This is a genomic window from Xylanibacter ruminicola, from assembly GCF_900142525.1.
In the GTDB taxonomy this organism is placed as follows: Bacteria; Bacteroidota; Bacteroidia; order Bacteroidales; family Bacteroidaceae; genus Prevotella; species Prevotella ruminicola_A.
Window position 1 is genome coordinate 89585 of the sequence record NZ_FRBD01000004.1, and the last position, 19448, is coordinate 109032.

The 19448-nt window shown below is 47.3% G+C and carries 12 protein-coding genes; 2 read left to right on the plus strand and 10 right to left on the minus strand.

Going from position 1 to position 19448, the window contains the following annotated elements; genetic code table 11:
* Positions 1-9: 9 nt before the first annotated feature.
* The 6 genes from BUB86_RS03650 to BUB86_RS03675 all read right to left on the minus strand — a co-directional run bounded on the left by BUB86_RS03650 (position 10) and on the right by BUB86_RS03675 (position 10047).
* Complete coding sequence (locus BUB86_RS03650) at positions 10-2070, minus strand: alpha-amylase family glycosyl hydrolase (protein ID WP_073205615.1); 2061 nt, start codon at positions 2068-2070, stop codon at positions 10-12.
* 114 nt (positions 2071-2184) lie between these two features.
* Positions 2185-2445, minus strand: coding sequence for a DUF3459 domain-containing protein (locus BUB86_RS03655; protein ID WP_139261383.1), 261 nt, complete (start codon positions 2443-2445; stop codon positions 2185-2187).
* Positions 2446-2657: 212 nt separating this feature from the next.
* On the minus strand, positions 2658-4073 hold the full coding sequence (locus tag BUB86_RS03660) for a DUF5115 domain-containing protein (RefSeq protein ID WP_073205621.1): 1416 nt from the start codon (positions 4071-4073) through the stop codon (positions 2658-2660).
* A gap of 18 nt (positions 4074-4091) precedes the next feature.
* Positions 4092-5321, minus strand: a complete 1230-nt coding sequence (locus BUB86_RS03665) for a SusF/SusE family outer membrane protein (protein WP_175549396.1) — start codon at positions 5319-5321, stop codon at positions 4092-4094.
* Positions 5322-5360: 39 nt separating this feature from the next.
* Positions 5361-6965, minus strand: coding sequence for a RagB/SusD family nutrient uptake outer membrane protein (locus BUB86_RS03670; protein WP_073205627.1), 1605 nt, complete (start codon positions 6963-6965; stop codon positions 5361-5363).
* A 46-nt stretch (positions 6966-7011) separates the two neighbouring features.
* Positions 7012-10047 (minus strand): SusC/RagA family TonB-linked outer membrane protein, encoded by a 3036-nt coding sequence (locus BUB86_RS03675; RefSeq protein ID WP_073205630.1) that lies wholly within the window; start codon positions 10045-10047, stop codon positions 7012-7014.
* A gap of 251 nt (positions 10048-10298) precedes the next feature.
* On the opposite strand from BUB86_RS03675, the gene BUB86_RS03680 reads away from it, so the two are divergent.
* Together BUB86_RS03680 and BUB86_RS03685 are read left to right on the plus strand one after the other, a co-directional pair.
* On the plus strand, positions 10299-11324 hold the full coding sequence (locus BUB86_RS03680; RefSeq protein ID WP_073205632.1) for a LacI family DNA-binding transcriptional regulator: 1026 nt from the start codon (positions 10299-10301) through the stop codon (positions 11322-11324).
* Between the two features lie 40 nt (positions 11325-11364).
* Positions 11365-12666, plus strand: a complete 1302-nt coding sequence (locus tag BUB86_RS03685; protein ID WP_073205636.1) for an MFS transporter — start codon at positions 11365-11367, stop codon at positions 12664-12666.
* Between the two features lie 19 nt (positions 12667-12685).
* On the opposite strand, the gene BUB86_RS03690 is transcribed toward BUB86_RS03685, so the two are convergent.
* From BUB86_RS03690 to BUB86_RS03705, 4 genes are read right to left on the minus strand one after another with little or no spacing between them, the layout of a single operon-like run.
* The gene (locus tag BUB86_RS03690) at positions 12686-14188 is read right to left on the minus strand and encodes a TolC family protein (RefSeq protein ID WP_081373075.1); all 1503 of its coding nucleotides are present in this window, start codon (positions 14186-14188) and stop codon (positions 12686-12688) included.
* Between the two features lie 14 nt (positions 14189-14202).
* Complete coding sequence (locus BUB86_RS03695; protein ID WP_175549397.1) at positions 14203-15087, minus strand: efflux RND transporter periplasmic adaptor subunit; 885 nt, start codon at positions 15085-15087, stop codon at positions 14203-14205.
* Between the two features lie 31 nt (positions 15088-15118).
* Positions 15119-17287 carry an ATP-binding cassette domain-containing protein gene (locus tag BUB86_RS03700; RefSeq protein WP_073205643.1) on the minus strand — a complete coding sequence of 723 codons (2169 nt, stop codon included), beginning with the start codon at positions 17285-17287 and terminating at the stop codon, positions 15119-15121.
* A gap of 16 nt (positions 17288-17303) precedes the next feature.
* Positions 17304-19445: an NHLP family bacteriocin export ABC transporter peptidase/permease/ATPase subunit gene (locus tag BUB86_RS03705; protein WP_073205647.1), complete on the minus strand. Its 2142-nt coding sequence runs from the start codon at positions 19443-19445 to the stop codon at positions 17304-17306.
* Positions 19446-19448 lie beyond the last annotated feature (3 nt).

Here is a 19448-nt window from a genome sequence, read left to right on the forward strand (position 1 = left end):
ACTAACCAACTAATTAACAACGTACTTTTGTTTGTCTACTATATACATGCCTTTGGCCAGACCGTCGAGGGCATCTTTTCCCCTCTTCACCGTGCGCACCAGTCGCCCGTCGATGGTATAAACCTTCACCACGTCATCCGCCTGCGGCATCATCTTAACAGGGCTGATACCAGTATGAGTCTTATTGATTTTGTTAACCGAGAACTTACCGTTCACCATATCGCCTATTTCGTAGAAGGTATCCTCGCTCAACGGACCGATATCTACCGTCTGGGGTTTACCATTACCCTGATTGAAGATGATGTTGAACGAATAGTCCTGGGTATTTACATCGAACTCATGATAATACCACATCTGTCCGTCAATCTCCTTGGTGGCAGTAATGACTGTGCCGGGCCAATTACCCAACAGCTGGGTGTTACTACCATCGTTAGCCCATGAGTAGAAATATACTGGTGTGCTCCAATTGGGATCCTTCAGATATATGGCAGCCTTGTGAGCCACAAACGGCTTGATGACATACTGACGACTGATGATGTTCTTAACCACGCCATCGATAAGCAAGCCCACCTTCAGGGTGCAGCTCTCGCTGATGGTGATGGCGGTAGCGCTGTTAACCTTGGTGCTGCTAGCCGTTGGATCACTGCCATCGAGAGTATACACCAGCTGTGCATTGGCATTTGCCGATACAGCTGTGAGCGTGTTTTCCTGAGCCTCGGTATAAGTGCCTTCTGCCAGGCTTACCCATGGCGTCTCGGTGCTCTTACTCAGATAGTAAGCATACTTTGTGCCGCTCAGTATCTTCACATAATTATCGTCCTCTAGTGTTCCACTTCCCAGTATCGCATAGAGTTTACCGTTGCTACCGGTGGTTTCTAGCTTGTAGAATGTGCTTGTGCTAGCCTTCTGCTCCCAACTGCTCTGATTGCTGATGCCAGCAGCCTTACGAGCTTTAATCATCTGCTTAATCTCGTTCTTATAACTCTTCCAGTGCAGCAGGAATACGCAGGGTGTGCCAGGCATAGCCATCAACCACGCATTGGCTGCCTCAACATTCTTTGTAATAGGGTCTTTGGTGTAACCGGTAACATTACCGCGATCCTGCATGTCGTGGTTCTCTACAAAGGTTACTGCATAGCGCGAATAGCCCGTCTCGGTGGCCAGTCCACCATTAGCCAGCTTGCTCCAGTTGTTGCCGTTACAAGCGTCGCGTGCCGAGTAGCGGAAGGCGAAGTCGAATGTAGCACTCTGCACCACATCGTTTTTCTTCTGCTGGTTAATCACGCTCTTAAGCGTCGACTTGTTGCCATCCCAGTATTCACCTACCGAGAATGTTGGGTTCGCATCGTAGTTATAATCAGCCAGATAACTGCGCTTAAAGCCCTTGGTCATATCGTAGCGGAAGCCTGCATAACCCAGGTCGTTGAGCAGATACTTAAGATACACCTTAATGATGTTCTGTACATTCTCGCTGCTGTGATCCAGATCTCGACATCCGCCCCAGTCTTCGCACGTATTATGATTCTCGTTATTTCCTAGCGTATATCCATTTTCAGCAGCCCATTCTGCTGTTGACTTCTGTTTATTTCCGTTTTTATCATATATATTATCATCATCGTTTCCACAGATGTCGGTAGACAGCATCTGGTAGGTCACGCCATTGTAGGTCTCAGCGGGATAGTCTACCCACGATCCGTTCACGCCTAGATTATTGCGATGGTTTACCACCACATCGGCAATAATGCCCACGTTTCTGTCCTTAAACGCCTTGATCATACTGCGCAACTGAGCTTCGGTACCAAACGAGCTGTTCTGGTCGAAGTAGTACACTGGGGTATAACCCATCTGATTGTACGTTGAGTTGCAGTTACCACTCTGTGGCACCCATATCAGGTCGAAATAGCCCGACAGCTCGTCGGCCTGACTCTCCAGGTTTGTCCACTGTGTGTCAACAAACGAGTCCCAAGAGAAACCTTGCAGCATAACGCCTTTGTAGTTTTCGGGCCAGCCCTGCGCCATCGATATGATAGTTACCAGGCAGAACATCAATGTGGAGTAAAATCTTCTCATACGCTTTTAGTTATCTATATTTATTTTGGTGCAAAGATACGTAAAAAGCCGTCTGGTTATTCTCCAAACGGCTTAAAATCTATATGCTATATTGCGCAATCGGTTGCATTTACGCTAAAACTTCTCTATGCGATACTCAAAAGGCTTGAGGGTGATGGTTTCTCCCAGTTTCTTCCAATCGCCAGGAACGGCAACAGTCTTAGCCTCGTTACGCACATTAACAAGAATCAGGAATCGCTCAGCATCATCAGCCTTCTCGAAAACAAGCACATCGTTGTCGGGATATGTAGTCAACTTGCCTTTGCGCAGGGCAGGATGCTCATTGTAGAGACTTATCAGATGCTGATGCAAGTTACTCTGTGTAATCGGTTGCATCAGCTCACTTACTATTTTATGTTTCCGGCCCTAGAACTTATGTTTACGCACCGTGTACATATGTTTTAGGACTGTGAACATATGTTTATCGCCCGTAAACATAAAATACATAATAGTCTAATAGCATTTTGTATATAGATAGAAAACAAAAAAACAAGCGGACCGCTATTATTAACGGCCCGTTTGAATTTTTTGTGTTATAGAAGTACTGATTACTCTACTGTGCAGTAAATCTTGTCTGAATTAGTGCGGCATGGATAGAGCTTGATGGTAGAACCAGCTACACCAATGTTCTTTCCACCTCCAACAAGATCGTTCAGGATTGTAGAAGGCTCTACAGAATCATTTGATCCGAGGTTGATGTCCCAAGCATTGTTTGCTGTGAACTTCCAACCATTGGCTGTTACAGCAACACCAGTAATGGTGTAGCATAAATTAGCAGCATCCCATGTCATCTGCATAGCATCGTCAGCATTGTTCCAACCATTGAAGTCGCCAACCAGATTCATGTTGTTGATCTTCTCGCCTGTAATTTTGCCAGATGCAGCATCTACAGTCAGATAATACAGACCAGGATCATCGCAATAGATGTTGGTATCTGTGCCAGCACCATTGTTCAGGAAATCAGGAACTTCGATAAAGTTACTCCAGTTGTACTCGCCACCATCCCAGCTACGCTCCTTGGTGAACTTGAAGCCGCCATCAAGATATACATAACCAGTGTAAATACCGTCGAAGTTTGGTGAGTGCAGAGCAGCAGCCGATGCTGGTGCCCAACCCTGAGCGTTACCTGGTACATAGATATACTCTGTGAAGTTGAGCTTCTCAATCTTATAGGTATACTCCATCATGTTGATGGTTATACGATAGATACCTTCTTCCTCAATTTTACCTGCCTGTGGGTTATCGGTGGTAAGGAGTCCTTCCATACTTGTATCGCCATCAACAGCAACACCAACAACACCGTCTTCGCCAGTCTTCCAGAAGTCACCTTCATAGTTATTCTTAGGAATAATCTTCCAATACTGGTTGGCAGCAGTTGTCTTTAATACAATCTGGAACTCAGGATTATCGTATACATTACCATCGCCAAGATGTGTGAGTGCAAGAGCACCCTCCTTATTCCAACCGGCAAAGTCGCCTGTAATATAATAAGCCTCATCGATGAATGGAGCAACTGGCAGAGCCTTTACCTGGAATACATCCGAAGTGGTCTTGACTGTAGTTGAACCATTGCTGAACCATGTGCTAACAGTTGCATCGAAAGCGCGCTCTGATGGAGCCTTACCATAAGTAGCGTATACATAGTTAACAAAATCGTCTTTCGAGATAGTACCGTCAGCAGCCAGATCGAAGGTCTTTCCGCCCAGGGTGATCACATAACGATCTTCACGTACAAATGAGGCATCTGTTGTGGTAGGAGCAGTGATACCGCAAACCTTAACTGTGGTTTGATCTTCGGCGAAATCAGCAAACTTGATGACGTCGACAGTCGAAATGCTTCCCTTACCAAAGCTTACCTGATCAGGTTGAGCAATAACCTGTGGAGATGCCCAGTCTTTGTAGTCGTCGGTACATGCTACTACCGACGCTACAAATGCTATTCCGAATAATATCTTCTTAATCATAATAATCTTCCTTAATAATTACTTTTTAATAAAGCGGATATAACCCGTGATATCGTTGAAGAGAATCAAATAGTTACCCTTCTCAGGAACCTTCAGGTTGGCACCACCGTTAACACCATAAGCATACATACCTTCTGAATACTCAACAAATGTACCACCCTTGTTGAACTCCCATGAGTCTATCTGCTTAATCTTCACTTCATCGCCAGCTTCGAATTCCTGCTCGATATACCAGTCGTGGTTCTCCCATCCAGTAGAACAAGGCTTCATTTCTGTATCGCCCCATTTGTTGAACGAACCAGCGATAGCCATTCCATCGAATACAGGAGCACTGCCTTCGTACTTCTTGATAGTGAGAGCAGTGGTATTAGCCTTATCTTCAACCCCAGCCAACTCATCGGTCTTCAGAGTTACTACATAAACACCTGGCTCATCGACTGTTATGTTACCAGAACCACCATCGTTCTTCACGAAACCACCATCGTTCTGTCCAATCTGAACGTCCCAAGAAGCAGGATCCTGCTTGAGTTTAAATCCATTGCCGCCCAGATAACCAATCCACTGGATGGTACCCTGACCAGTCTTCTTGTCGTACTTATTGTCCTCAATAGTCTGCAAAGGAATTATGCACTTACCATAATCGCCACCCCAAGAACCATCGGCAATATCGCCACCGATAAGCCACCAGATTTCAGGATCAGCTTCCTTCAACTGAATGTAATATGGAACGGTGCTGATGTTAATTACATTTGAGTAAATCTCGTTATACTCGCGGAAAGAGGCATCCTTGATAACAGACTTAACGCGGATAGAAAGATCGAGAATCGAAGGAACCGTAGTCTCTGACCAACCACAAAGCTGAACCAAAGAACGGTCGATAGTCTCTGTGCTCACTACCACATCAGCACCACTATTATAGGTCTGATCTAATGTAAAGAAGTCGGCACCGGTATTATCCTCGACATTGGCATCGAAAGCCTTTGTAAAGGCTCCTGTTGGCGAAATCTCAACAGTATAGATAGGAACCATAGCCGAATTGAAATTATTGTAAGGAGTGGGCTGCGACCAAGTAAGTGTCACAGACTTTGTATTCTCCAGCTCTACAGTGCCGTTGATATCAATATCATTGAGCACGAACTCCTGGGGCTGAGTGAGTGTTGGGTTCGACTCGTTATCATCCTTACAAGATGTAAGGAAGGTAAGTCCCAGAGCAGTCAGCAGTAATGTTGATTTGAATATTGTCTTCATAATCATATAATCATTTAAATATTCACTTTTATTTCTTTATCAATAGCCAGCATTCTGCACAAGATTTGGATTAGCATTCATATCCTCTGCAGGAATGGCAAAGAGATTAAGATATGCAGCAAAACCGGCACCATTCTGCGAACCAGCTTTCCAATCCCAAAGATACTGGCTGCTCTTATCGCCACCAAAGTATCCGTAGCGGATGAGGTCGGTACGACGGAATCCCTCGAAATAGAGCTCGCGTGAACGCTCGTCAAGCACCTGATCGGTAGTATAGCTGTTGCTAGTTGTAGTATTAGCACGCTCACGAAGTGCGTTGATATAACCAGTACCAGTAGCAGTGGTGGTACCACCATTAATACGTGCATCAGCCTCAGCTGCTATGAGGTAAGCCTCGGCAGAACGCATCAGGAAGAAATCTGTATCAATAAACTTAGAATTGTGTGCACTACCTCCACTCGCATAAGTATTGCGATACTTACCTACTGAGTAGCCAGAAGTAAACTCGGTTGGCTTATCAACAACGAGAGTACGGTCGATACCAAAGAAGAGTGCGCGGTCGTCGCCTGCAGCTTCAGCCATTTCGCTGATAGTAGCGGCAGGAGCATCGCCAGCAGGGAAGAACTTGGCAAGCAGCTGACTTCTTGCACGGTTACCAGCCCAGAACTCACTTGTTCCATAATCGGAATTAGTATCCATATCCGATTTCCAAGTAGATGCAACCAGGAACAAAGATGTACAATATGCTGTGGTCTTTTTACCATCCTGAAGCAGAGGAAGAATAGCCTCCTGCGATGCACCATTGCTACCATTATCGCCCATAAACAGCATCTGGTAAGCACTCCAGCCATTCATGCTAGAAGTCCAAAGTTTGTGAGGTCCATTGATGACCTTCTCGGCATAGGTCTTGGCATCAGCCCAACGAGCCGTACCTGTGTATACCTCAGCATTGAGATACAAACGAGCCAGCAGCAGATTAGCAGCATCCTGATCGGCACGGCCATAATTTGCATCAGTGTCCTTACGAGCAGCAGGAGTCATCATCTGATCCTTCACCTCAAGCAGTTCGCTCTCGATCCACTTGAACAGTTCGGCACGCTGAATCTGCTCAGGAGATGTTGCCATCAAAGCTGTAGCAAAAGGTACATTGCCAAAGCAGTCCATCAGGTGATAATAGAAGAGGGCGCGCAAGAAACGGATTTCGGCTACATGAGCAGCATCCGCATCGCCACAAACTTCCAGATAGTGGTTACAATAAGTAATACCTGTATACAAACGATAATAGAATCCTTGCAACATTGGATGAGAAGCATTCCACTGATTGAAATTGAATGCGGGGATACCGGGGTCACCCCATGCACAGATAGCTTCATCTGTAGTGAGTTCGTTTGCATTGAACAACTGGCGTACGAAACCGGCAGTACCACCATCGAGACCATCGATATCGCAGTCACCATCGGCACCAGTCTGTCCCTGCAAGGCCATTTGAGCATAGCACTTTGTGAAAAGAGCAGCCTCATCGGGAACCATAGTCTTACTAGGGTCGATTGGAGTCACATCCAGATCTTTTGTGCAAGAACTCAATCCTACTGCAGCAATCAAAGCTGCGGCTGGAATTATATTTTTAAAATATTTTAAGTTCATAATCTTAATCCTTTAAACTTTTTTTGTTTTAAACCCTGTTTGCTCTTTAGAAATTGAGGTTCAGACCCACCAGGAATGTAAGAGGACGAGGATACATATTGTTGTCAATACCACCTGAAACCTCAGGATCAATACCCTTGTACTTAGTAATGGTGAATACATTGGTAGCTGAAGCGTAAACACGTCCGCCAATACCAAAGAGTTTATCGAAAGAGTAACCCAGTGTAATGTTGTCACACTTCAGGAACGAAGCATTGTGAACAAAGTAGTCTGAGAGAGCATGGTCATAAGTAGTCCAGTTGCGCACGATAGCACCTGGTATAGTGTTCTGCAGATAACCGAACGAAGAGTCAAAGCGCTTAGCTGTGTTAGAATAGCCAGCCTCCTTATCCCAATATACATAGTTGTCGAAGCTTGCACGCAAACCGAAACCGAGGTCCCACTGCTTATACTGTACACGTGAGCTCAAACCAGCTATATAAGGTGCTGCAGGACTCTTGTAGAAATAACGGTCAGAGTCGTTGATAACACCATCGGCATTACGATCGACATAAACGCCCTCAAGAGGAATTCCGTTGGCATCGTAAACCTGCTGGTATACATAGAACGAGCTTGCGGGATGACCAACAGAATGAGCCTGACAGTCGTTACCTGTACCAGCAGAAATATGACCAGTCAGAACAATTGATGACTCGCCGGTAAGTTCTGTGATCTGATTCTTATTATATGTGAAGTTAGCGGTAACCTCCCACTGCCAATCCTTGCTTACGATTGGGCGAACGGTGACAGCTGCCTCAAAACCCTTATTCTCGAGAGAACCGATGTTAGAACGCACCTTATTGCGGAAGTTAGAACCTGCTGATACATATGCATCGTTAATCAGGTCGGTGGTCTTACGATAGTAGTAATCCAAGCTACCGCTCAAACGATTGTTGAATAAGCTAAAGTCAAGACCGATGTTTGAAGTTGTGGTTGTCTCCCACTTCAAATCTGAATTATAGGCATCTGGACGATACATCAGACCTTCGTCGTTAACACCAACGATTGGATAACGTCCATCCTTATTGGTAGTATTTACATTATAAGTAGCGAAATAGTTGTAGTCGCCAATACCTTCCTGCTGACCAGTCTTACCCCATCCGAGACGGAGCTTCAACTCGTCCATCCATTTTACGTTCTTCAGGAAAGCCTCCTCGTTGATCTTCCAACCCAGAGCTACTGATGGGAATGTTGCCCAATGCTCCTTGAAGCGGCTAGAACCATCACGACGAACGGTGAATGTCAACATGTAACGATCCCATGCAATATAGTTGGCACGGCCGAAGAAGCTGACAAGGTAGTTCTCTGACTTCCAGATACTTGTTTTAGCGTTGTAAGGCAGACCTGCTGCTGCAACTTGTGAACCATCCTCATTGGTGATAGTCTGACCGGTTGTCATTGGATAAAGGCCTGCATAGTAAGAGTCGCCCCAATATTTATTGTGACTCCACTCGTAACCAACCATGACATCGAAATGCTGAGTCTTCAGGAAGTCCTTATAGTACTGAGCATAGGCAGACAGAGTCAAATTGTACTTCTTCTCATATGAATAGCCACTGTTGCCATAGTAGAAATTAGATGGACCCCACTTCTCATAGTCGGTCTTCTGCTTACCGTTAGCCCAGTCACCGCTCAGATTGGCATGGAGGCGAAGATCTTCGAACCCATGAACCTGATAGTCAACCTCTACATTACCCATATAATCGTAAGAGTTTGCACGATCGTTCTTCTCATAAAGACGAGATAATGGGTTTGCTACAGATTTACTGTTCCACTGAGTAGGATAGGTATCGTCTATCAACGATGCACCTGAATCCAGCCACTGCCAATAACCACCATAGTTCTTATACTTTTCGTCAGAAGAGTAGATAGGCTGAGTTGGATCCATGCGTGTTGCGTCGCCAATAGCATCCCCATTAGCATAACGGTTGTGAGCATACATGAACTTACCATTGATATTGAACTTCAGGTGATCCTGTAAGAAAGAAGGATTCAATGTCAGGCTGGCAGTTGTACGCTGGAAGTTAGAGGTCTTCAGAATACCATTCTGGTTGGTATAACCTACGCTGAAGCGGTATGGCATATTCTTGAAGCCACCCTGAACAGTGATGTTGTGGTCGGTAGAAATAGCGCCACGGAACAACTCATCCTGCCAGTTGGTATTTGCAGTGCCAAGAAGAGATGCAGCCTCAGAATCCTCACCATAATATGACTTGATGAATGCACGGTATGCATCGCCATCAAGAACATCAATAGTCTTCTTCTTAACCGAATAAGAAACGTTACCATTGTAGCTTACCTGTGGAGCCATGTTGCCACGACCCTTCTTGGTAGTGATAATGATAACACCGTTAGAACCACGGCTACCATAAATAGCGGTGGCCGAAGCATCCTTCAGAACTGTAAACGACTCGATATCGTTAGGGTTAACCATGGTCAGAGGGTTAGCAGCACCCTTAATACCCTGGTTATCCATAGCAAGACCATCGATAACGATCAATGGGTCGTTACTTGCATTCAGTGACGAACCACCACGAATACGGATTGTAGCGCCACCACCAGGAATACCACCACCTGTGGTAACATTTACACCGGCAATCTTACCCTGGATCATGTCCTGAGCATTGGTAATCAAACCGTGGTTTTTCTCATCTGGTTTAATAGCTGTTACAGAACCCGTCAAGTCGGATTTCCTAGCGCGGCCGTAACCGATTACAACAACGTTCTCAAGAACCTGAGCATCGTCTTGCAGAGTTACAACTACATTTGGAGCAGCCTTCACCTTGGCATCTTGATAGCCAACGTAAGAAATAGTGATGCCTGCACCCTGATTTGCCTTCAGCGTGAAATTACCGTCGAAGTCAGTGATGGTAGCGGTCTGTGTGCCGTCTACGCGTACTGTTGCGCCGATAATGGGTTCGCCTGTAGCATCTTTCACATGGCCTTTAACGTCAATCTGAGCAAAGGCACTTACCGATAGGAACAAGCCCAAAATAAGGCCCAGCATCCTAAGCGGAAATTGAATGTTTACCTGCTTCATCATTACATTTTAAAATTAGAGTTAATTTGTTATTGTTATATCGTTTTAAGCTTTTATAGAGCTTGAATTTACAGTTTTATCGGTGCAAAGATAATTGAGTTTTTGTTACGTTATTCTATTTTTTGTTACTTTTTGTTTATTTAGCCATGCAAACGTTTGCACACCATTTAAGGGGCCACACATCAGAAAAAACAGAAAATATTTGGTACTTATTACAATTTGCACTATCTTTGCACACAGATAATTAAAGACCGATGGAAGAGAAAGCGCCAATGACAATGAAGGATATAGCACGGGAGTTCGGTATTTCCGTGGCTACGGTGTCGCGTGCACTCAAGGATTCGCCCCGCATCAGCGAAGAGCGCAGAAAGGCTATCCAGCAGTACGCGCGCGAACATAACTTTTATCCCAACGCCATTGGCGAGGCGCTACGCCACAGCCGCGTGATGCCACAAAGACTGATAGGCGTGATAGTGCCCGAGTTTACGCACTACTATTTTTCATCTATCCTAACCGGCATTGAGGAAACAGCCAGAGCCCGAGGCTTCCACATCATGGTGGCGCTGAGCGGCGAGCAGTATGAGCGCGAGGCACAGATATGCGAGAACTTCCACCGATACAAGGTGTGCGGCGTGATTGTATCGCAAGCCAAGGACACCAAGAACTACGATCACTATCAGAAGCTGATAGACGCAGGCATACCCATGGTGTTCTACGATAGAATATGTACGGGCGTGAATGCCAGCCGAGTGGTGGTAGACGACTACATGGGTGCCATGAACGCCGTGAACTACCTGATAGAGTCGGGCTGCAAACGCATTGCCTTCTACGGCAGTCCGATGCAGCTGGAGATATCGAAAAACCGATTTAACGGATACAAGGATGCGCTGCTGAAACACGGCATGAAGATAGACGAGAGCATAGTGACGGTATGCGACAATCGCGACGCAGCCGAAGAGCTGACACCCAAGCTGATGGCGACCGACAATCCGCCCGACGGATACTTTGCCGTGAACGACGATACAGCCATCGGCATACTATACACGCTGAAGCATGCTGGCATCAAAGTGCCCGAAGAGGTGCAGATATGCGGATTTACCAACGGACAGCGCGCCGTGGCCTGCGACCCGATGCTGACCACCGTAGAACAGCGAGGCCACAAAGTGGGCGAAGAGGCAGCCACCATCCTGATGGATAAGGTAGAAGGGCTGTCGCCACTCGAAAAGATAGAGAAACGAGTGGTGAGAACGAGGCTTGTGGTTCGTGGAACAACGAAGTAGTTAAGAGTTAAGAGTTAAGAATTAAGAAAATAATAGAACTATGAAACAAAAACCGGATTTATCGTTTTGGAGTTTATGGAATCTGAGTTTCGGATTCTTTGGCGTACAGATAGCCTACGCCCTTCAGAGTGCTAACATTTCACGTATATTCCGTACGCTGGGTGCCGACCCCCACTCGCTGAGTTTCTTCTGGATTCTGCCACCGCTGATGGGAATCCTGGTGCAGCCCATCGTGGGAACACTGAGCGACAGAACATGGACGCGCTTCGGCCGACGTATACCTTACTTATTTATAGGAGCACTGACGGCTGTGGCTGTGATGTGCCTGCTGCCCAATGCGGGATCGCTGGGACTGAGCATATCGATGGTGATGATATTCGGCCTCATCATGCTGATGCTGCTCGACACCAGTATCAACATGGCCATGCAGCCATTCAAGATGATGGTGGGCGACATGGTGAACGAGAAGCAGAAGGGTAAGGCCTACTCTATCCAGTCGTTTCTGTGTAATGCAGGTAGCGTGGCAGGATTCCTGTTCCCGTTTATCTTTGCATGGATAGGACTGAAGAACGTGGCTCCCGAGGGCGTAGTGCCCGACACGGTGATCTGGTCGTTCTACATTGGCGCAGCCATCCTGATACTCTGCGTGATCTACACCACCATGAAGGTGAAGGAATGGCCACCACAGGAGTATGCCGAATATAACCCCGTATCGGAAGAGAAAGACGACTCGGCCAACTGGTTCGTACTGCTCAAGAACGCCCCATCGGCCTTCTGGCGCATCGGACTCGTGCAGTTCTTCTGCTGGGCTGCATTCCTCTATATGTGGACCTATGTGGTTGACGCCGTATCGCTGACCGTATGGGATACAGCCGATTCGACCACTGCCGAATATCAGGAGGCAGGCAACTGGACCGGTGTGCTCTATGCCATACAGGCCATGAGCGCAGTAGCGTGGGCAGCACTGATACCTAGATTCAAGAACATCAAGACTGCCTACACCATCAGCTTGCTTATCGGCGGTCTGGGCTTTGCGCTCGTTCCGTTCTGTCCTGGACAGTATCTGCAAATCATCCCATTCCTGCTGATAGGTTGTGCCTGGGCTGCCATGCTGGCATGTCCGTTCACACTGGTTACCAACGCGCTGCAGGGCTACGGACACATGGGCGCCTATCTGGGACTCTTCAACGGCACCATCTGCGTGCCACAGATAGTAGCAGCCTTGCTGGGTGGCACCGTACTCACCCTCGTAGGCAGTAACCAGGCATACATGATGATTGTGGCAGGCGTCCTACTTGTAGCAGGTGCTTTCTGTGTATTTGGAATCAAAACTAAAGAGTGAATCTATTTACGACGGATCCCTACCTTGATATGGGCTGGCGACGCTGATAGTCGTAGAGAGTCAGGCGGCGCAGATGGTAGTAAGCCAGCCAGTAGTTCTGCAAAGAGGCTATCTGGTTCTGGCGAGCCGTCTGCCAATGACTCTGGGCTATCGACAGGCTATAGGCATCGGCCTGGGCCTTGATAAAGCGCTGCAGCGTCTGAGCATAGGCGTCCTCGGCGATGGTGAGGGCCTTACCGGCAGTCTCCACGATATCCTGACGCTCGTTGAAATCGGCTACGGTAAGAGCTACATCAAGCTCAGTATCGCGAGCAGCCTCCTGTTCGGCACGCTCTGTGGCCTCAACAGTGCTACGAGCAGCCAGATAAGCATTCTTACGCTTACCCCAGTCTTTCAAAGGAACAGACAGGGTGAGGGTAGCCATATCCTGAGACAGCAGATGACGATAGGCATCGGCAAAACGATCGGCCACCTGGTTAAGACCAATGCTGGCATCCAGACTTACACTGAAGTTCTTCTCGACACGGGCGCGTTCGGCATCACGACGGGCCTCAGCCACTGCCTCGCGTGAGCTGAGGTATTGCGGATTATTCTCACGAGCATACTGAATGGCTTCTTTGGCGTCGATTTGAAGATTCTGCATAACGGCAGGAATAATCAGTTCGATAACAGTATTACGTTCCATCCCCAAGTAAGTAGCCAGATCCTGAGAAGCACGGCTACGACCAATACGGGCATTGGCAAGTGTGGTTCGGGCGTTAGTCTTTTGTAGCTCCAGGATGCTGAGCTCGGCCTTTGAGATACTAGCGATGCGGTATCGGCGTTCGGCGATAGAATAGATGGTATCACATGAGGAAAGATACTCCTCGGCCATACGCAGCTGCTCCTGAGCCAAAGCAAGGGTAAAGAACTTTTCGACAACCTCCTCGCTGGTTGTCTCAACATTATATACCAAGCTCTTTTCGGCCAGCGTCAGCTTCATGGGCTCTATCTGGCGGTCCCACTTCAGCGGGTTGAAGAACAACAAATCCTGCTTATAACCTACCTTGATAGGCACACTCATAAACTGTGTCTGGTTGTCATCGCCAAAAGTGCGCAGATAGCCCAATTGGGTTGATCCATAGAACTCTCCACCCCAGCTCTCCATGATCTGAGTGGCATGGATGCCTGCCTGAGAGTAGAACATGCGCTGCTGGCGATACACATCAAGGTCTTCGTCGGAGATGTAACGCTGAGTCATATATCGCTGATACGACACAGGCGTTGACTCCAACGAGAACTGAGGCTTGCGCGAAGCCTGCCATGAGAGATACTGATAGCGCGAAGCATCGTAAACGCTCTGGTACTTCTGCGCCGCCAACGAACTGTCGGTAGCCAACTGCACCGTACGATCAAGATCGAGCACAACGCGCTGCTGGGCCATTGATAATTCTTCGCCTTGCGAAGCGGCATAGCCGAGCGGACAATTGACAATTGACAATTGAACAGCCGCCAGAAGAATAAGGAATCGCTTAGTCATCATATCGCCAAGAATTCTTATTTTTTTAACTGAATTGTAACGTTCATACCATCGAACAGTGTGGTGGCATTGGCTATACGGGCACGCAGCGTAACGGCACCCTGCTGATCAACTACAGGATTGATCTCGCTGACAGAAGCCTCGTAGCGGGCATTGTTATCAGCCACAGGTACCACTACTACTCCTGTACCTATCTTATATTTAGAAAGGTCGGCCTCCATCACGCGGAACTCAACGGCCATGTTGCCCGATGCAATAACGCGACACACTGGCTGACCTGCCTGAGCCAATTGGTGAGCCTGCACAGCAACATTGGCTACAACACCATCGAATGGGGCTGTCAGCACACCGCTACGCAACTCATGCTGTGCAGCAGCAAGTTGGTTCTTGGCTGATGCCAACTGGCTTATTGACAGGGCATGGCCCGATTTAACATCAGCATTATGCTTTACACTGGCAGGAATAGAGGCATCTTTATCAGGATCGTATCCCTGAGAGATGATGACATCCTGCATCTGCAAACGCGCCTGCTCTATCTGCAACTGTGCCTGTTCGATGGCACGCTGCTGCTGAGCAATGGCATTGCGAAGTTTAAACTGGTCTAACTGTGCCAAGACTTGTCCACGACGAACCTGCTGACCATTCTTTACCAACACGCGTTCGATGGGCAGAGCCGTCTCGAAAGCAAGGTCGGCATAACGCTCTGCAACAACCTTTCCCATCACATTAGTTCCTCCCGACAACGGAGTAGCCAAGGTTGCCTGTATAGAATCGGCAGTTTTTGCTGAATCAACAACATTACTTGCTACAGATGCTTCTGAGGCAGTCTGCTCAGACTGGTTGTTATGGCAGCCCAACAAAATGGCCGATGCAGCCAATATCATTATTGTTTGTCTATTCATATTCATCATGATTGTCTTCTAAATATTTATTCTAAATCTGTCTCTGGGCCATCTCAAAGAAAATGCCCTTGCGCTCCATCAGTTCTTCGAAAGTACCTTCCTCGGCAATATGCCCCTTATCAAGCACGATGATGCGGTCGCAATGGCGGATGGTGCTCAGTCGGTGGGCAATGACCACACGGGTACACTTAAGACTATCGAGATTATCACTAACAGCTTTCTGCGAGATGTTATCGAGTGCCGACGTAGCTTCATCGAAGAAGATGATGCTAGGCTTAGAAATGAGCGCCCTCGCAATAAGGATACGCTGTTTCTGTCCGCCACTGAATCCGCCGCCACCTTCGCTCACCACAGTATGGAGGCCCATTGGCATGCGCTTAACATCTTCCTCCAGACAGGCCATACGCAATGCATCCCAGGCATCATCGTGGGTGGCCCATGGCGCGGTGATGGTAATGTTATGGAACAAGTCGCCAGTAAACAGACTACCACTCTGCAAACAGCAACCGATCTTTCGACGGAGCGAAGCCTTATCGACCTTCGACAAATCGAAGTTGTCGTAATAGATACCACCACTAAGAGGCTCCTCGAATCCTAGCATCAATCGCATCAGGGTACTTTTACCACAGCCCGACTTTCCAACTATTCCCACATATTCACCAGGTTTAATCTTTAGCGAAAGATCGTTAAGAATCAGCGGTCCGTCTTCCTGATAGCGGAATGAGAGACCAGACACCTCGATGCTACCGAACAGATTGACTACCTGCGGCGCCTTTTCTTCCATCTCAGGCACAGCCTCGAGTATTGGTCTCACACTCTCCAAGAGAGGTTTAATCTGCGCCAAGCTAGGAATAGCAAGATTAAGCTGAGCCATTGAAGCTATTATCATGCCAAAGGCAGAACTAAAAGCGATATAATCGGAGGTTGACACCCCGTTAGAAAGCGTACTCCAGAATATCAGCATAGAACCACCTAATCCCAGGAATGCAGTCAACGCAGGATATAGACGGCCCTTGAAATGAGGATTATATATATAACGCGTTGCATCGCCGTAGAAGTCGAGCCAGCGGGCAAAGGCGCGGTTCTCACTGCCAGTAAGCTTCAGTTTCTGTATGCCTGCAAAAAGGTTATACTCCAAACCACTTAGTCCAGCCGTTTTCCGGATATACTTCTGAAGTACGTCTACAGTGCGACGATAATTAAGAAATAACACCACCCCCTGAGCAATGATGATGCCCAAGGCCGGCCAAAGAAGTTTGCCACCATAGATATACACCTGTATAAGGTAGATGACGCTAAGCGCTGCAGACAGCAGTGGACCAACCATAGTCTCGTTGACCAACGAACATAATACGGAAACATTATTGAGTTTGGCCGTTAGCTCACCACTTGAGTTCTTACTGAAAAACGTTGGAGAAAGCAGGAACGTGCGAGCCATGATTGCATTCTGAACATGCATCTCAACGATATGCTGTATTCTTATAATATATAGGTTACGAGTAAGCGTAAGCAGCAATGTACCGATAGTGGCACCAATTAGCAAACCTGTGATAGGCAACAAATCGGCAGCATCGCCAGTAGGAATCACGGTATCAAATATAAGTTTGTTTGCCATAGGCGTAAACATACCGAGCAGAATTACTACCAAGGCACACGCACCAAGCAACAAGGCATTAGGACCAGAGACCACACTCCATGTAAAGGAAATAAGGTCTTTCAGCTTCAAAGGCTTCAGCGGTAATGCCTTTGTAAAGGTGATAGCCTTAGGCTTCAGTTCTTCGGCCATCTCGCGATGACCAACCCTACGTATGGTACCATCCTGCATTCGATACTGGTAGCCAAGACCAGTCTTTGTAGGAGTAAGTGCCACAAGGCGCCCATCCTTAGCATAGCCTAAAAGCGGACCTACACACTCACGCCACCATTCACCAGTAAGATGAATGTCGCGCATCATGATGCCACGTGGACGGAGAATACCTGTGAGTTGCTCTTCGGGCGTCAGAAGATCATATTCATCCAACTCATAGTCGGTGATACCAAGAGCCTCCAGCACCTGACGCAGCGCACTCTCATTGTCCTGAGGCACAACACGCTTACCACCCAGCAATCCAAGTCGTTGGGAGGTTTTCTCGTTAACCTCGGCCAATGCAGCGCTCTCAGCTGCACGTCGTTTATTTATCTGGTTGAGATATATTGCCATAGATTATCAATATTCGTTATTCACTCCTCATCAAATCTCTGTAGAATCCTTCCACATTAATGAGTTCCTCATGACGGCCTCGCTGTAGAATCTTACCCTGATCCATCACGATAATCTCATCACAATCGCGTATGGTAGAGAGGCGGTGAGCCACAATAATCTGAGTGGGCCCCATGCCGCGTATACGCTTCATTACCTCATCTTCGGTCTTTGGGTCAAGGGCACTGGTTGCCTCGTCCATGATGAGCACAGCTGGCTCCTTAGCTAATGCAGTGGCTATTTCCATGCGTTGTCTCTGTCCGCCAGAGAAGTTCTGACCGCCTTTGACTATCTTGGTAGCAAAGCCCTCGGGACGAGTAACGATGTCGGCACGTATCTGAGCATCATTACAAGCCATCATGATAGCAAATTCTTCGATACTTGTATCCCACATTCGAATGTTCTGTGCCACGGTATCGTCGAAAAGCACAACATTCTGGTCGATGACAGCTACAGAGTTGGTGAGTTCCTCGCTCGAAATGCTCTCAATAGGACGACCATCGAATAGGATTTCGCCACTCCAAGGCTTATACAAGCCTGAGATAAGTTTTGCCAATGTACTCTTACCACAACCCGAAGTACCTACAAAGGCTACACTATGGCCTGGCTCGATTTTAAGATTGAAATCCTCAATAAGAGGCGGTTGCAATGGAGAGTAACCAAAAGTAACATTCTTCAGCTCCAACAATCCGGTTAGCTTTCCTTTCATCACTTCTCCTTTATGATCTCTATGATCCTCAGGATATTTCATCACGTCTTCTACACGCTCCATCTGAGAGCGCATCTCGACAATCGTCTGCGATGCATTCACAATGGCATTTACAGGTTCAAGGAATGAGCCCATAAATCCTTGGAACGCCATCAGCATACCAACAGTCAGTTCGCCTTGCAATATAAAATAAGCACCAAGCACCAGCACTGCCATATTAACCAATCCTGTAGCCAGGACAGGAAGCAGAGCCATCTTAGTCTGTTCCTTGTCGGCATTGCCGTTCACATTGAACTTGTGAGCCCACAAACCACTCCAATATTTAAAGAAACCCGTTTCGGCTCCAGCAGCCTTAATGCTTTCCATGTTGTCGATACAAGATATCGTAGCAGAAAAGTACCGACCCTCACTCTGCTCCATCGATCGGACAAGATTGATACGCTTGGTTGAAAAATATTGTACCAAACCAAGGTTTACCATAGCAGCTACTATACCTATAATCGTGAGCCAACATGAGTAACTGAACATCAGGAAAAGGTAAAGTACCAAAAGACCTACATTGATGATCTGTGGGGCAAGCACTTCAACAAGCGAGTGGGTAATCTTTTCGTTAAGATGCATACGTTGCTGAAGGTCGCCTACATTTCGCATCGCAAAAAATGACATCGGCAGACGCAACAGATGATGCAGGTATTCTCTATTTCCCTTCAAGGCCAAAGCACCAGCCACACGCTTAACATAACGGCTCTGCAACAGTACTACAATGAACTGATAGATGGCCAGAGTAGCCATTCCTGTAAAGAACCAACTAGCCCAGTCGGCATTCTTTCCTGAAAGAATTTCGTCGAGGAAGATACGGGTGAACAATGGTGTGAGAAGTGCCACGAAGGCCGCCATCAGGGCAAAAGTGAAAGAAAGCCAGAAAGCCTCACCAGCTCCCATGAGATTACGACGGATGTATGAAAGAATGCTTGTATGCTCGCCGCCCTTCTCAAAGTTTTCAGAAGGCTCGAAGGTGAGACAAACACCTGTAAAATGCTTACGGAACTCCTCCATAGGCCACTTTACAGGACCTACACCTGGATCGTTAATACATGCACGGCCCTTACGGTCAAAACCACGGAACACCACAAAATGTTCAAAATTCCAATGGATGATGGCCGGCTGCTTACCATCAAGGGCTTCAGGACTCATGCGGAAACCCTTAGCATTGAGACCATAATTCCTTGCTGCACGGAGTATCGATTTAGCCGACGATCCATCGCGACTTACGCCACACGCAGCACGTACCTGCTCCAGGGGCAGCCACTTGCCGAAGTGCGCCAATATCATGGTAAGTGAAGCTGCTCCACACTCCACCGCCTCCATCTGCATTACCTGTGGTACCTTGGCAACTTTGTTTCTACTCATAGT

Coding starts and splice junctions, on each gene's coding strand:
- BUB86_RS03650 (WP_073205615.1), bottom strand. CDS start 2,070: ATGAGAAGATTTTACTCCACATTGATGTTCTGCCTGGTAACTATCATA.
- BUB86_RS03655 (WP_139261383.1), bottom strand. CDS start 2,445: ATGCAACCGATTACACAGAGTAACTTGCATCAGCATCTGATAAGTCTC.
- BUB86_RS03660 (WP_073205621.1), bottom strand. CDS start 4,073: ATGATTAAGAAGATATTATTCGGAATAGCATTTGTAGCGTCGGTAGTA.
- BUB86_RS03665 (WP_175549396.1), bottom strand. CDS start 5,321: ATGAAGACAATATTCAAATCAACATTACTGCTGACTGCTCTGGGACTT.
- BUB86_RS03670 (WP_073205627.1), bottom strand. CDS start 6,965: ATGAACTTAAAATATTTTAAAAATATAATTCCAGCCGCAGCTTTGATT.
- BUB86_RS03675 (WP_073205630.1), bottom strand. CDS start 10,047: ATGATGAAGCAGGTAAACATTCAATTTCCGCTTAGGATGCTGGGCCTT.
- BUB86_RS03680 (WP_073205632.1), top strand. CDS start 10,299: ATGGAAGAGAAAGCGCCAATGACAATGAAGGATATAGCACGGGAGTTC.
- BUB86_RS03685 (WP_073205636.1), top strand. CDS start 11,365: ATGAAACAAAAACCGGATTTATCGTTTTGGAGTTTATGGAATCTGAGT.
- BUB86_RS03690 (WP_081373075.1), bottom strand. CDS start 14,188: ATGATGACTAAGCGATTCCTTATTCTTCTGGCGGCTGTTCAATTGTCA.
- BUB86_RS03695 (WP_175549397.1), bottom strand. CDS start 15,087: ATGAATAGACAAACAATAATGATATTGGCTGCATCGGCCATTTTGTTG.
- BUB86_RS03700 (WP_073205643.1), bottom strand. CDS start 17,287: ATGGCAATATATCTCAACCAGATAAATAAACGACGTGCAGCTGAGAGC.
- BUB86_RS03705 (WP_073205647.1), bottom strand. CDS start 19,445: ATGAGTAGAAACAAAGTTGCCAAGGTACCACAGGTAATGCAGATGGAG.